This is a genomic window from Pseudomonas sp. BNK-30 (assembly GCF_047456185.1).
Taxonomy (GTDB): domain Bacteria; phylum Pseudomonadota; class Gammaproteobacteria; order Pseudomonadales; family Pseudomonadaceae; genus Aquipseudomonas; species Aquipseudomonas putida_E.
The window spans coordinates 5112420-5126136 of record NZ_CP179904.1 but is presented as its reverse complement, the minus strand read 5'-3'; the positions used below and the strand labels follow the sequence as shown (position 1 = coordinate 5126136).

Annotated in this window: 7 protein-coding genes; 5 read left to right on the top strand and 2 right to left on the bottom strand. The window is 63.6% G+C overall.

All coding sequences use genetic code 11. The annotated features are described in order from the left end of the window. Positions 1-60: 60 nt before the first annotated feature. On the bottom strand, positions 61-2994 hold the full coding sequence (gene glnE / locus ACMGGN_RS23730; RefSeq protein ID WP_115273071.1) for a bifunctional [glutamate--ammonia ligase]-adenylyl-L-tyrosine phosphorylase/[glutamate--ammonia-ligase] adenylyltransferase: 2934 nt from the start codon (positions 2992-2994) through the stop codon (positions 61-63). A 383-nt stretch (positions 2995-3377) separates the two neighbouring features. Between glnE and aceE the strand changes: the two genes are divergently transcribed. From aceE to ACMGGN_RS23705, 5 genes are all read left to right on the top strand, one after another. Beyond that, positions 3378-6023, top strand: a complete 2646-nt coding sequence (aceE, locus tag ACMGGN_RS23725; RefSeq protein WP_012316622.1) for a pyruvate dehydrogenase (acetyl-transferring), homodimeric type — start codon at positions 3378-3380, stop codon at positions 6021-6023. A 13-nt stretch (positions 6024-6036) separates the two neighbouring features. Continuing rightward, a complete protein-coding gene (gene aceF / locus ACMGGN_RS23720; RefSeq protein WP_414156330.1) occupies positions 6037-7683 on the top strand; it encodes a dihydrolipoyllysine-residue acetyltransferase in 1647 nt (548 codons plus the stop codon). Between the two features lie 362 nt (positions 7684-8045). Further along, entirely contained in the window at positions 8046-10736 is a 2691-nt protein-coding gene (locus ACMGGN_RS23715; protein ID WP_046787526.1) for a putative bifunctional diguanylate cyclase/phosphodiesterase, read from the top strand. 105 nt (positions 10737-10841) lie between these two features. Further along, positions 10842-11510: a peptide-methionine (S)-S-oxide reductase MsrA gene (gene msrA / locus ACMGGN_RS23710; RefSeq protein WP_046787525.1), complete on the top strand. Its 669-nt coding sequence runs from the start codon at positions 10842-10844 to the stop codon at positions 11508-11510. A gap of 3 nt (positions 11511-11513) precedes the next feature. Continuing rightward, positions 11514-12137, top strand: coding sequence for a glutathione S-transferase (locus tag ACMGGN_RS23705; RefSeq protein WP_237860745.1), 624 nt, complete (start codon positions 11514-11516; stop codon positions 12135-12137). Positions 12138-12290: 153 nt separating this feature from the next. Here ACMGGN_RS23705 and creD read toward each other — a convergent pair whose 3' ends face one another. Next, the gene (gene creD, locus ACMGGN_RS23700; RefSeq protein WP_119687900.1) at positions 12291-13619 is read right to left on the bottom strand and encodes a cell envelope integrity protein CreD; all 1329 of its coding nucleotides are present in this window, start codon (positions 13617-13619) and stop codon (positions 12291-12293) included. Between the last annotated feature and the right edge of the window lie 98 nt (positions 13620-13717).

Genomic DNA, 13717 nt, shown 5'->3' with positions numbered 1-13717 from the left:
TTTAGGCCCCTGTGGAGCGGCCTTGCGCCGCGAAAGGGCCGCAAAGCGGCCCCAACAATCTCATGCCAATCCCAATTCACCCCAGATCCGCCGCACCTCGCGACGCTCATCGGCAAACTGCGCCGCATCGATCACCCCGGCCTGCTTCTGCAGGGCCTGGCGGTGCGAGGCTGAGCGAAACGCCTTGTACACTTCACGCAACAACACCGCATCGCTGGCCGGCATCAAGCCCGCCTGCTCCAGCTCTTCCAGAATGCGAATGTTATCGGTCCAGCGCAGTATGGCCGGATGGTCGTGGGACCAGGCCAAAGCGGCGTATTGCACCATAAATTCGATATCGACGATACCGCCGGCATCCTGCTTGATATCGAACGCCACGCCTGCATCGAAGGCATTGGCCGCAGTGCCCGCGGCGGTGGCCTTGGTGCCGAGGTTGTCACGCATCTTGGCGCGCATTTCGCTGACCTCGCTGCGCAGCTTGTCCAGGTCACGGGCCTGGCCCAGAACCTTGGCGCGCACACCCTCGAACGCTGTCGCCACCTGCTTGCAGCCCACCAGCACGCGGGCGCGCACCAGGGCCTGATGCTCCCAGGTCCAGGCTTCGTTCTGCTGGTAGCGCTCGAACGCGCCCAGCGAGCTGACCAGCAGCCCCGCCGCGCCCGATGGCCGCAGGCGCATGTCGACGTCATAAAGCTGGCCGGAGTTGGTTTGCGTGGTCAGCAAATGGATGATGCGCTGGCCCAGGCGCGTGAAGAACTGCGCGCTGTCGATCGGCTTGGCGCCATCGGTTTCCGCCTGCGGGTCGCCGTCGTGGATGAACACCAGGTCCAGGTCCGAGCCATGGCCCAGTTCCAGGCCACCCACCTTGCCGTAGCCGAGGATGATGAAGCCCGGGTCGCACAGGCTGCCGTCGCTGCGCTTGGGCTGGCCGTGGCGCGCCACGGTCTGGCGCCAGGCCAGGGCCAGCACCTGGTCGAGAATGGCTTCGGCCAGCCAGGTCAGGTAATCACTGACTTTCATCAACGGCAGGTTGCCGCTGATTTCGGAGGCTGCCACGCGCAGGCTGTGGGCCAGCTTGAAGTGGCGCAAGGCCTCCATCTGTTGTTCAAGATCGTCCTCGGGGATGCGCGTCAGCCGCTCGCGCAGCTCGGCGGCCAGCTCCGGCGCCAGCGGCGGGCTGAACAGGCGGCCTTCATTGAGCAACTCATCGAGCAGCAATGGGTAACGGGCGATCTGCTCGGCGATCCACGGGCTGGCGGCACACAGGGTCAGCAGGCGGCGCAAGGCCCCCGGGTTTTCAGTCAGCAGCACCAGGTAGGCCGACCGCCGCGCCACAGCTTCGACCAGCGGCAGTACACGTTCCAGCACCAGGTCCGGGTTGTCATGTTCCACCGCCTGGGCCAGCAGGCGTGGGATGAAGGCATCCAGGCGCTCACGGCCGATACGCTGCATCGAGCGCAACTGGGGGCTGGCACGCAGCCCCGCCAATCTGCGCAAGGCTTCGGCGGGTTGCTTGAAACCGGCCTCTTCCAGCTGGCGGCCGGCGGCTTCCTCATCCTGCGCCTGCTCCCACAAGGGCGACCACTCGCCGCCAACCACCAGGTCACCCTCGCCCTCATCTTCATCCGGGTCGGCGATGACCTGGCGGAAGTGCCAATCGACACGGCCGCGCCAGTGCATCAACTGGTCGTGGAAGCTCTGCCAGCCGCTAAAGCCGAGCATATAGGCCACGCGCTCACGGTCGGTCTCGTCATCAGGCAGCATCTGTGTCTGGCGGTCGGCAATGGCCTGGATGGCATGCTCGGTATAGCGCAGGAACTCATACCCTTCACGCAGCTCCGCCACCACCGCCGGCGGCAGGTAGCCTTGGCCCTCCAGGGTCGCCAGCACTTTCAGCAATGGCCGCTGCTGCAGGCTCAGGTCACGCCCGCCATGGATCAGCTGGAAGGCCTGGGCGATGAACTCCACTTCACGAATACCACCGGCGCCAAGCTTGATGTTCTCGGACATGCCCTTGCGCCGCACCTCCTGCTGGATCAGCTGCTTCATGGTACGCAGCGCTTCGATCGCCGAGAAGTCCAGGTAACGCCGGTACACGAACGGGCGCAGCATCTCCTGCAGTTGCGCGCCTGCCGCCTGGTCGCCGGCCACCACCCGCGCCTTGATCATCGCGTAGCGTTCCCAGTCGCGGCCTTGGTCCTGGTAGTACTGCTCCAGGGCATTGAAGCTGAGCACCAGCGAACCGGCCGAGCCGTAGGGGCGCAGGCGCATGTCGACGCGGAACACGAAGCCATCGACGGTGACCGGGTCGAGCGCCTTGATCAGGCGCTGACCCAGGCGGGTGAAGAACTCCTGATTGTCCAGCGAGCGCTTGACCCCTTCGGTCTCACCGCCTTCAGGGAAGGCGAAGATCAGGTCGATATCCGATGACAGGTTGAGCTCGACCGCCCCCAGCTTGCCCATGCCCAGCACCACCATATGCTGCGGTTCACCGCTGCGGTTGCCGATAGGCGTACCGAACTGCTGGCAGTGGCGCGGGTACAGCCATTGATAAGCTTCGTCGATCGCCGCGTCAGCAAGGTCGGACAGGTCGCGACAGGTCTCGCCCAGTTCGGCCTGGCGGGTGATATCACGCCAGATGATGCGCAACTGCTGGCGGTTGCGCTCGCGGCGCAGGTTGCGTGCCAGCTCTTCTTCACTCGACGCCGCCTGGGCCGCTGCCGCGATCTGCCCACGCAGCTCGCCCGGCGCATACCGGCGGTCCATCTCGCCGCTGGCCAGCAGGGCAAACAGCATCGCCGGCTCACGCTGGGCCAGGCCGAGCACGAAGTCGCTGGCGGCGGCCACCTGGTCGAACTGGTGCTGGTGAGCCGGGCTCCAGGCGGTCGGATCGAGTGCCGGGTGGCTGCTCAGGGCATCGAGCAGAAACTGCCGATTACGGGCGACCAGCGGTTGCAGGGAGGCAGGCAGTTCGAGCGGCAAAGGCAGGCGCATGGTCTATCCTTGATCGGCGTGAAAGTGAGAGTAAAAAGCGGCCACGAGGAAACCGGACCCCGGTTGGACTGTCGTACAAAAGTTGGAAATAGCTGAAAAAAACGAATCATTGGCATGAAACATCAAGAATCACCCGCTCGCAGCACAACGCCAACCAACATGAACGTTTTTCCTCACAAGCCAAGGTGCGACCAAACGTCGCATTTGTGTAGTTTTACTACTACCCCGACCGTGCAAAAGCATGAAATGCGAAAGCAAATGTAGTAAAACTACACGCCGCCGGGTCACACTCCGGTAATCCAAGAATTCACGACGTCTGCCCATAAGGCCAGTCGCAAACTCAGGCCCCCGATTCTGGTGGCCTTTCCGCCCTGGAGCAAGCCATGCAAGACCTCGATCCAATCGAAACCCAGGAATGGCTGGATGCCCTGGAGTCGGTCCTCGACAAAGAAGGCGAAGACCGCGCTCATTACCTGATGACCCGCATGGGCGAGCTGGCCACCCGCAGTGGCTCCCAGCTGCCATACGCGATCACCACGCCATACCGCAACACCATCCCTGTCACCCACGAAGCACGCATGCCTGGCGACCTGTTCATGGAACGCCGCATTCGCTCGATGGTGCGTTGGAACGCGCTGGCCATGGTGATGCGCACCAACCTGAAGGATTCGGACCTGGGCGGCCACATCTCCAGCTTCGCCTCCAGTGCCACCCTGTATGACATCGGCTTCAACTACTTCTTCCAGGCACCGACCGAAGAACACGGCGGCGACCTGATCTTCTTCCAGGGCCACGCTTCGCCAGGCGTTTACGCCCGTGCCTTCATGGAAGGCCGCATCAACGAAGAGCAGATGAACAACTTCCGCCAGGAAGTGGACGGCAAAGGCCTGTCTTCGTACCCGCACCCATGGCTGATGCCTGACTTCTGGCAGTTCCCGACCGTTTCCATGGGCCTGGGCCCGATCCAGGCGATCTACCAGGCGCGCTTCATGAAGTACCTGGAAGCCCGTGGTTTCATTCCGGCCGGCAAGCAAAAAGTCTGGTGCTTCATGGGCGACGGCGAGTGCGACGAGCCGGAATCCCTCGGTGCCATCGCCCTGGCAGGCCGCGAGAAGCTGGACAACCTGATCTTCGTCATCAACTGCAACCTGCAGCGCCTCGACGGCCCGGTTCGCGGCAACGGCAAGATCATCCAGGAACTCGAAGGCGTGTTCCGTGGCGGCGGCTGGAACGTCAACAAAGTCGTCTGGGGCCGCTTCTGGGACCCACTGCTGGCCAAAGACACCAACGGTGCCCTGCAGCGCCGCATGGACGAAGTCATCGACGGCGAGTATCAGAACTACAAAGCCAAAGACGGCGCGTACGTTCGTGAGAACTTCTTCAACACGCCAGAGCTCAAGGCCATGGTCGAAGACCTGTCCGACGACGAGATCTGGAAGCTCAACCGTGGCGGTCACGACCCGTACAAGGTCTATGCGGCCTACCATCAGGCGGTCAACCACAAAGAGCAACCGACTGTCATCCTGGCCAAGACCATCAAGGGTTACGGCACCGGTGCTGGCGAAGCCAAGAACACCGCGCACAACACCAAGAAGGTCGACGTCGACAGCCTGCGCCACTTCCGTGACCGCTTCGACATCCCGGTCAAGGATGCCGACCTTGAAAGCCTGCCGTTCTACAAGCCCGAAGAAGGTTCGGCCGAAGCCAAGTACCTGGCCGAGCGCCGCGCAGCCCTGGGTGGCTTCGTACCGCAGCGCCGTGCCAAGAGCTTCAGCGTGCCGACCCCGCCTCTGGAAACGCTGAAAGCGATCCTGGACGGCTCGGGCGACCGCGAAATCTCCACCACCATGGCCTTCGTGCGTATCCTCGCGCAGCTGGTCAAGGACAAGGACATCGGCCAGCGCATCGTGCCGATCATCCCGGACGAAGCCCGTACCTTCGGTATGGAAGGCATGTTCCGCCAGCTGGGTATCTACTCGTCGGTCGGCCAGCTCTACGAGCCAGTCGATAAAGACCAGGTGATGTTCTACCGCGAAGACAAGAAGGGCCAGATCCTCGAGGAAGGCATCAACGAAGCCGGCGCCATGTCGTCGTTCATCGCTGCCGGTACCTCGTACAGCTGCCACAACCAGCCGATGCTGCCGTTCTACATCTTCTACTCGATGTTCGGCTTCCAGCGTATCGGCGACCTGGCCTGGGCCGCTGGCGACAGCCGCACCCGTGGCTTCCTGATCGGCGGTACCGCCGGCCGTACCACCCTCAACGGTGAAGGCCTGCAGCACGAAGACGGTCACAGCCACATGATGGCGGGCACCATCCCGAACTGCCGCACCTATGATCCGACCTACGGCTACGAGCTGGCGGTGATCATCCAGGACGGCATGAAGAAGATGACCGAAGAACAACAGGACATCTTCTACTACATCACCGTGATGAACGAATCCTACCAGCAGCCAGCCATGCCGGCCGGTGTCGAGGAAGGCATCATCAAGGGCATGTACCTGCTCGAAGAAGACACCCGCGAAGCCGCGCACCACGTTCAGCTGATGGGCTCCGGCACCATCCTGCGCGAAGTCCGCGAGGCCGCGAAGATCCTGCGTGAAGAGTTCAACGTCGGTGCCGACGTGTGGAGCGTCACCAGCTTCAACGAACTGCGTCGCGACGGCCTGGCCGTGGAACGCGCCAACCGCCTCAAGCCTGGCCAGAAGCCTCAGCAGACTTACGTCGAAGAGTGCCTGGCCGGTCGCAAAGGCCCGGTCATCGCCTCCACCGACTACATGAAGCTGTTCGCCGAACAGATTCGCCAGTGGGTGCCGAGCAAAGAGTTCAAAGTCCTGGGTACCGATGGCTACGGTCGCAGCGACAGCCGCAAGAAGCTGCGTCACTTCTTCGAAGTCGACCGTCACTTCGTGGTGCTGGCTGCCCTGGAAGCCTTGGCTGACCGTGGCGAGATCGAACCGAAGGTGGTGGCCGACGCCATCGTCAAGTTCGGCATCGATCCGGACAAGCGCAACCCACTGGACTGCTGAGGAGTATTTTTAAGTGAGCGAACTCATTCGCGTACCTGACATCGGCAGCGGTGAAGGTGAAATCATCGAGCTGTTCGTCAAGGTCGGTGACCGTATCGAGGCTGACCAGAGCCTGCTGACCCTGGAGTCCGACAAGGCCTCCATGGAAATCCCGGCCCCCAAGGCCGGTGTCATCAAGGAACTGAAGGTCAAGCTGGGCGATCGCCTGAAAGAAGGCGACGAGTTGCTGGTCCTGGAAGCTGAGGGCGCCGCTGCGGCGCCCGAGGCGCCAGCCGCCGCACCTGCCCCGGCCGCAGCTGCGGCTGCTGCCGAAAAGCCGGCTGCCGAAGCCGCCCCTGCGCCGGCTGCAGCCCCTGCTGCCGCCAGCGTGCAGGACATCCACGTGCCGGACATCGGCTCGTCGGGCAAGGCCAAGATCATCGAAGTACTGGTCAAGGTCGGCGACACCGTCGAAGCCGACCAGTCGCTGATTACCCTGGAGTCTGACAAGGCCTCCATGGAGATCCCTTCGCCCGCCGCTGGCGTGGTCAAGGAAGTGATCGCCAAGCTGGACGACGAAGTTGGCACCGGTGACCTGATCATCAAACTGGAAGTCGCCGGCGCCGCCCCGGCTGCTGCGCCAGCGCCTGCCGCTGCTGCTGCACCGGCCAAGGCTGAGGCGGCTCCGGCCGCTGCGCCTGCTGCCGCTGCCCCAGCTGCTGCCCCTGCACCGGTCGCTACCGCACCGGCTGCCGGCAGCAACGCCAAGGTTCACGCAGGCCCTGCTGTTCGCCAGCTGGCCCGCGAGTTCGGCGTAGACCTGGGCGCGGTGACCGCGACCGGTCCGCACGGCCGCATTCTGAAAGAAGACGTGCAAGTCTACGTCAAGTCGGTCATGCAGAAGGCCAAGGACGCACCGGCAGCTGCTGGCGCAACCGGCGGCGCCGGCATCCCGCCGATCCCGGTGGTGGACTTCAGCAAGTTCGGTGAAGTGGAAGAAGTGGCAATGACCCGCCTGATGCAGGTCGGTGCCGCCAACCTGCACCGCAGCTGGCTGAACGTGCCGCACGTAACCCAGTTCGACTCCGCCGACATCACCGAGCTGGAAGCCTTCCGCGTTGCGCAGAAGGCCGTGGCCGAGAAGGCTGGCGTCAAGCTGACCGTGCTGCCACTGCTGCTCAAGGCCTGCGCCTTCCTGCTCAAGGAACTGCCGGACTTCAACAGCTCGCTGGCGCCAAGCGGCAAAGCCGTGATCCGCAAGAAGTACGTGCACATCGGCTTTGCCGTGGACACCCCGGACGGCCTGCTGGTCCCTGTGATCAAGAACGTCGACCAGAAGAGCCTGCTGCAACTGGCTGCCGAAGCCGCGGCCCTGGCCGAGAAGGCGCGTACCAAGAAGCTGTCGGCTGACGACATGCAGGGCGCCTGCTTCACCATCTCCAGCCTCGGCCACATTGGCGGTACCGGCTTCACGCCGATCGTCAACGCGCCCGAAGTGGCGATCCTCGGTGTGTCCAAGGCAACCATGCAGCCCGTCTGGGATGGCAAAGCCTTCCAGCCCAAGCTGATGTTGCCGCTGTCGCTGTCCTACGATCACCGTGTGATCAACGGCGCAGCCGCCGCGCGCTTCACCAAGCGCCTGGGCGACGTGCTGGCGGATATCCGCACCATGCTGCTGTAACACGCAGCCAGCCTGCCCTCCTTCAAGGGGGCAGGTACCCTTTTCGAGCTGCCACGCTCGTACCTCAACCCCGCCATCTGGCGGGGCTTTTTTTTGCCTGCAGGGGCCCAATCGCCGGCAAGCCGGCTCCCACAGAGACCCCACAAAGCCTGAGGTCAACGCTGTACCTGTGGGAGCCGGCTTGCCGGCGATTGGGCCGCAAAGCGGCCACCGTTTTTCCGCAGCCCTAAGGATTCCCGCCCCGCCGCCGAAAACATATACATGACATCCCTCATGGCCGCTTGCCAGCCTCCGGGACATGATGCAACCTTGCCAGATGCGCCGCCGCCCAGGCCGCGTCACCCTCTTCAAGCGAGTCTTCGATGAAAAGCCAACCCGATGCCGCCAGCCGTGTGGCGGCCGAGGTCGTCACGCAGCTTCCCGTGCCTTCACGGCTCGGCATGCTGCGTTTCGAAAGGCTCAACGAAGCCACCTGGGCAATGCTTTACCTGGACCCGGCCTGCGAACGCCAGTTCGGGCTGGCGGCCTCCCAGCTGTGCGCGCTGATCGATTCGCCGTACGCCAGCCTGATGGAGCCTGAAGCCCGCTACCGGCTGCACGACGAGATCCAGCGGCAACTGAGCACTCGCGGCTACTATCGTGTGCGCTACACCCTGCACGCCCAGCCGCGCTCGCTGCGTCTGCTCGAAGCGGGTGAAGCCTACAAGCAGCACAATCGCCAGCTGTTACGCGGCTTTCTGACGGTACTGGACGACCAGCCTGAAGACGCTGTCGAAGTGGACGCCGACGACCTCGAATCGCGCAACAGCCGCCTGCAACTTGCCCTGCAACTCAACCAGCGCGCCCAGCAGGAGCAGTTGGAACACCTTGAGCGCGTACGCAGCCAGCAGGACCTGATCCTGCGCCTCGCCCGCCAGCGCTACAGCGCGGAAAACTCGCTGCTCGAAGCCGCCCAACTGATTACCCGCAGCGCCTGCGAGATCTACAAGGTGGACTGCGCCAGCATCTGGCATCTGGAAGACCAACGCCTGGAGCCGATCAGCGCCTGGTTGCGCAATGAGCAAGTGCATCGCCTGCCCGAAGCGATCGATGCCAGCCGCTTCCCCGATTACCTCGACGCCCTGCACGCCAGCCGCGCCATCGATGCCCACAACGCCAACCACGACCCGCGCACCCGTGAACTGGCCGAGAGCCTGTACGCCGACAACAATGCCATGCTCGATGCCAGTATCCGCGTCGATGGCCAGGTGGTTGGTGTGCTGTGCCTGGAGCAGACTGGCCAGCCGCGGGCCTGGCAGTCGGACGAAATCGCCTTTGCCGGTGAGTTGGCCGACCAGTTCGCCCAGGTCATCACCAACCATAACCGGCGTACCGCCGCCAGCGCCCTGCACCTGTTCCAGCGTGCAGTGGAGCAAAGCGCCAGCGCCTTCCTGCTGGTCAACCGCGACGGCGTGGTGGAGTACGTCAACCCCAGCTTCACCGCGATCACCCAGTACAGCACCGATGAGGTGCAAGGCCACCACCTGGCAGAGTTGCCGGCGCTGGAGAACCTCAGCGAACTGCTGTTCGATACCCCGTCGAGCCTGGCCATGGGCAACAGCTGGCAGGGCGAATTCAAAAGCCGGCGCAAGAACCTTGAGCCCTACTGGGGCCAGCTGTCGATTTCCAAGGTGTATGGCGACAACCGTGAGCTGACCCATTACATCGGCATCTACGAAGACGTCACCCAGACCAAGTTGGCCCAGCAACGCATCGAGCGCCTGGCCTACACCGACAACCTGACCAACCTGGGCAACCGCCCGGCGTTCATCCGCAGCCTTGACGAGCGCTTCGCCCGCGATGCCCAGAGCCCGATCTGCCTGCTGCTGGTGGACATCGACAACTTCAAGCGGATCAACGACAGCCTTGGCCACCAGACCGGTGACAAGCTGCTGATCAGCCTGGCCCGGCGCCTGCGCAACAGCCTCAGCGTTGGCGGCGTGCTGGCCCGCTTTGCCAGTAATGAATTCGCCGTGCTGCTCGACGACACCAGCCTGGAAGACGGCCAGGGCGTCGCCCAGCAACTGCTGCGCACCCTCGACAAGCCGATGTTCGTCGACAACCAGCTGATCAACGTCACCGCCTCGGTTGGCCTGGCCTGTGCGCCGCTGCACGGCAGTGACCCGACCACCCTGATGAAGAATGCCGGCCTGGCCCTGCACAAGGCCAAGGCCAACGGCAAGCATCAGGTGCAGGTATTCACCGAAGTGCTCAATGCCGAAGCCAGCTACAAGCTGTTCGTCGAGAACAACCTGCGCCGCGCCTTGACCCAGAACGAGCTGGAGGTGTTCTACCAGCCCAAGCTGTGCCTGCGCAGCGGCCGCCTGCTGGGGCTGGAAGCACTGCTGCGCTGGAACCACCCCGAGCGCGGCATGATCCGCCCGGACCAGTTCATCAGCGTGGCCGAAGAAACCGGCCTGATCATCCCCATCGGCAAGTGGGTGGTGCGCCAGTCGTGCCGCATGAGCCAGCAACTGCGCGAGGCCGGCATGGGCAACCTGCACGTGGCCATCAACCTGTCGCCCAAGCAGTTCTCCGACCCCGACCTGGTGGCTTCGATCGCCTCGATCCTCCACGAGGAAGCCCTGCCTGCGCACCTGCTGGAGCTGGAGCTGACCGAGGGCCTGCTGCTGGAAGCGACCGAGGACACCCACCGTCAGCTCGACGAACTGAAAGCATTGGGCCTGACCCTGGCCATGGATGACTTCGGCACCGGTTATTCGTCGCTGAGCTACCTGAAGAAATTCCCGATCGACATCATCAAGATCGACCGCAGCTTCATCAACGAAATCCCCGACAACCAGGACGACATGGAGATCACCTCGGCGGTGGTGGCCATGGCCCACAACCTCAAGCTCAAGGTGGTGGCAGAAGGGATCGAGACGCCCGAGCAGCTGGCCTTCCTGCGCCGGCACCGTTGCGATGTGGGCCAGGGGTATCTGTTCGACCGGCCGATCCCGGGCCGGGAGCTGGCCGAAAGACTCAAGCGCTATCCGCGCGGTCCGATGGCCTGACAGCTGCGTAATCCTCGGGCACTATAGAGCCCATTCGGGCCTCATCGCCGGCAAGCCGGCGATGAGGCCAACACCTGTCCAACTGAAAAACACAGAGGAACGGCCATGGTCCTGCGTTCGGAAATCCTGGTGAACAAAAACGTCATGCCAACCGCGGAGCAGGCCCTGCCTGGCCGCGAAACGCCAATGTCCCTGCCCGAGTTCCACTACGTATTCAAAGACACTCCACTGCTCGGCCCGTTCTTTGAAGGCAGCATCGACTTCGCCATCTTCGGCCTGGGTTGCTTCTGGGGCGCCGAGCGCCGCTTCTGGCAGCGTGAAGGCGTGGTCAGCACCGTGGTCGGCTATGCGGGCGGCTTCACCCCGAACCCCACCTACGAAGAAGTCTGCTCGGGCCTGACCGGCCACACTGAAGTGGTACTCGTGGTGTTCGACAAGGACAAGGTCAGCTACCGCGAGTTGCTGGCGATGTTCTGGGAACTGCACAACCCGACCCAGGGCATGCGCCAGGGCAACGACGTCGGCACCCAGTACCGCTCGGCCATCTACTGCACCTCGCCACAACAGCTCGAAGAAGCCAACGCCAGCCGCGACGCCTTCCAGGCCGAGCTGAATAAGGCCGGTTACGGCGAGATCACCACCGAAATCGACCAGGCGCCGACCGTGTACTTCGCCGAGGCCTACCACCAGCAGTACCTGGCCAAGAACCCGGACGGCTACTGCGGTATCGGCGGCACCGGCGTGTGCCTGCCACCCAGCCTGCAAGGCAACTGAGCCATGAGCACGATGACCCTGTTCCACTCACCGCTGTCGCCATTCGTGCGCAAGGTGATGGTCGTGCTGCACGAAACCGGGCAGCTTGAGCGCGTTGCGCTGCAGGGGGTGAACATCACCCCGGTCAGCGGCGACGACCAACTCAACCACGGCAACCCGATCGGCAAGATCCCGGCCCTGCGCCTGGAAGACGGCACTGTGCTGCATGACAGCCGGGTCATCTGCGAATACCTCGACCTGCAGCATGTCGGCCTGCCGTTGCTGCCGCGCGAGGGCTCGGCACGCTGGCGGCGCATGACGCTGGTATCGCAGGCGGATGCGATCATGGATGCGGCGGTTTCCTGCCGCTATGAGAGCGTCCTGCGGCCTGAGGACAAGCGCTGGGACGGCTGGCTTGAAGCGCAGAGCGAGAAAATCCGCCGCAGCCTGGCCAACCTGGAGCAGGAGCACCTGGCAGAGCTGATATCCGGCTTTGATCTGGCCGCAATTGGCGTGGCCTGTGCGCTTGGGTACCTGGACCTGCGTCAGCCTGGTTTTGGCTGGCGTGAGCGCCAGCCCGGGTTGGCAGCGTGGTATGCCGAGGTGGCCAAGCGGCCGTCGATGGTCGCCACAGCACCCGACACCTGATACACCGCAATCGCCGGCAAGCCGGTCCCCACAAGGAGGGAGCCGGCTTCCCGGCGATTGGGCCGCAAGGCAACCCTCGGCCTCAGCGGGGTATCACAGGAAACAACTGCCCAATCCTGCGAGCCAGCCACCGCCCGATCTCTCTGTCCTCCCTCATGCCGCCCTCCCCACCCGCGCCCAGTCCAGGCGACGGGTCAGCACCATGAACACACCCAGCAAGCCAAAGCACAGCAGCGACCCCATCAACAGCGCATAGTCCTCGGCACTGAGCAGCCCATAGAGCATCGCGTACAACACCGCCAACCCCGCCGCAAAACCCACCCCACGCACCAGGCTGCGCAATACGTGGCTCAGGTAGAAGCCGAGCAGCAACACGCAGGCCGAGGCCGACAGGCCATATGCCAGGCCAAACCCGATGTGCTCGGACAACGAAAGCAGCAGCAGGTAGAAGAACGCCAGGGCCACCCCCACCAGGATGTACTGCACCGGGTGCACACTGAGGTTCTTCAGCACCTCGAACAGGAAGAAACCGGCAAAGGTCAGGGCGATGAACAACAACGCGTATTTGATCGCCCGCTCACTCTTGAGGTACTGGTCCACCGGGTCGATGAAGCTTACCCCGAAGGTCCGCTCGCTGAACTGCGCACACTGCCCGCCGCTGGCACATTGGCGCAGGGCATCTTCGAGGTTGGTGGCGAAGAATGACGTCTGCCAGTGCGCGCTGAAGCCTTTGTCGTCGATTTCGCGGCGGTTGGGCAGGTAACTGCCAACGAAGCTGGGGTGCGGCCAGTTGGCGCGCATGTCCACGCTGCTGGTGCGGCCCACTGGCAACAGGTGCAGTTGCCCGGTGCCTTGCAGTGCCAGATCGAAACCGTAGTTGAACCCGCGGGCCTGCTGGCCATCCAGTTGCGGCAGCGCGACGTGCACGCCGCTGCGCAGCCAGTCCAGCCCGGTACCGGCTTCAAACGCCAGGCGCTGGTTATCGATGTTGAGTTCCAGGGCATTTTCAATGCCGCGGATGTCGCTGATGCCAACCACCAGAAACGGCTTGTCGAAGCGGTAGTCATCGAAGTCCTTGTCGATGCCCCAGCGCTCCGGCAGCTGGAAACGCCCCGAAAGACGCCCTTGGGCATGGAACAGCCGCGCCTGGTAGATACCCCGCTTACGCAGTTCGGTGTCCACCCCTAGGTCTGCATCGAAGGTTTCCGGGAGGAAGTACAAGTGGCCGGCGATAGTGCTGGTTTCCTGCACGCTCTGGCCGTCCTTGTCGATCCAGCGGCGCTGCACCTTGCGGTACGGCACCACCAGCAGCGGGCCACTGATCTGCTGGTCGAAACTGGCGCTACGGGCGATGTCGTGCAACACACCGTCGCGCAGGTTCTGGCGCTCGTCGATCAGGTTGTCGATCATCAACAGGGGAATCAGCAACAGCAAAATCAGCAGGGCAATGGTGCCGAGCTTGAAACCGAGGGTCTTGTTCATGGGGCCTCCTGTGGCAGTGGGCGCAGTGTCTGCGCCCTGCGTGGAGGCCTTGGGGAGATTGTGTGGAGATTCGGTGTTTTTTGGGGCAACGCAGCGGC

Bases quoted from the DNA above. Each gene is read 5' to 3' on its own strand.
- glnE (WP_115273071.1), bottom strand. From the start codon at position 2,994: ATGCGCCTGCCTTTGCCGCTCGAACTGCCTGCCTCCCTGCAACCGCTG.
- aceE (WP_012316622.1), top strand. From the start codon at position 3,378: ATGCAAGACCTCGATCCAATCGAAACCCAGGAATGGCTGGATGCCCTG.
- ACMGGN_RS23715 (WP_046787526.1), top strand. From the start codon at position 8,046: ATGAAAAGCCAACCCGATGCCGCCAGCCGTGTGGCGGCCGAGGTCGTC.
- msrA (WP_046787525.1), top strand. From the start codon at position 10,842: ATGGTCCTGCGTTCGGAAATCCTGGTGAACAAAAACGTCATGCCAACC.
- ACMGGN_RS23705 (WP_237860745.1), top strand. From the start codon at position 11,514: ATGAGCACGATGACCCTGTTCCACTCACCGCTGTCGCCATTCGTGCGC.
- creD (WP_119687900.1), bottom strand. From the start codon at position 13,619: ATGAACAAGACCCTCGGTTTCAAGCTCGGCACCATTGCCCTGCTGATT.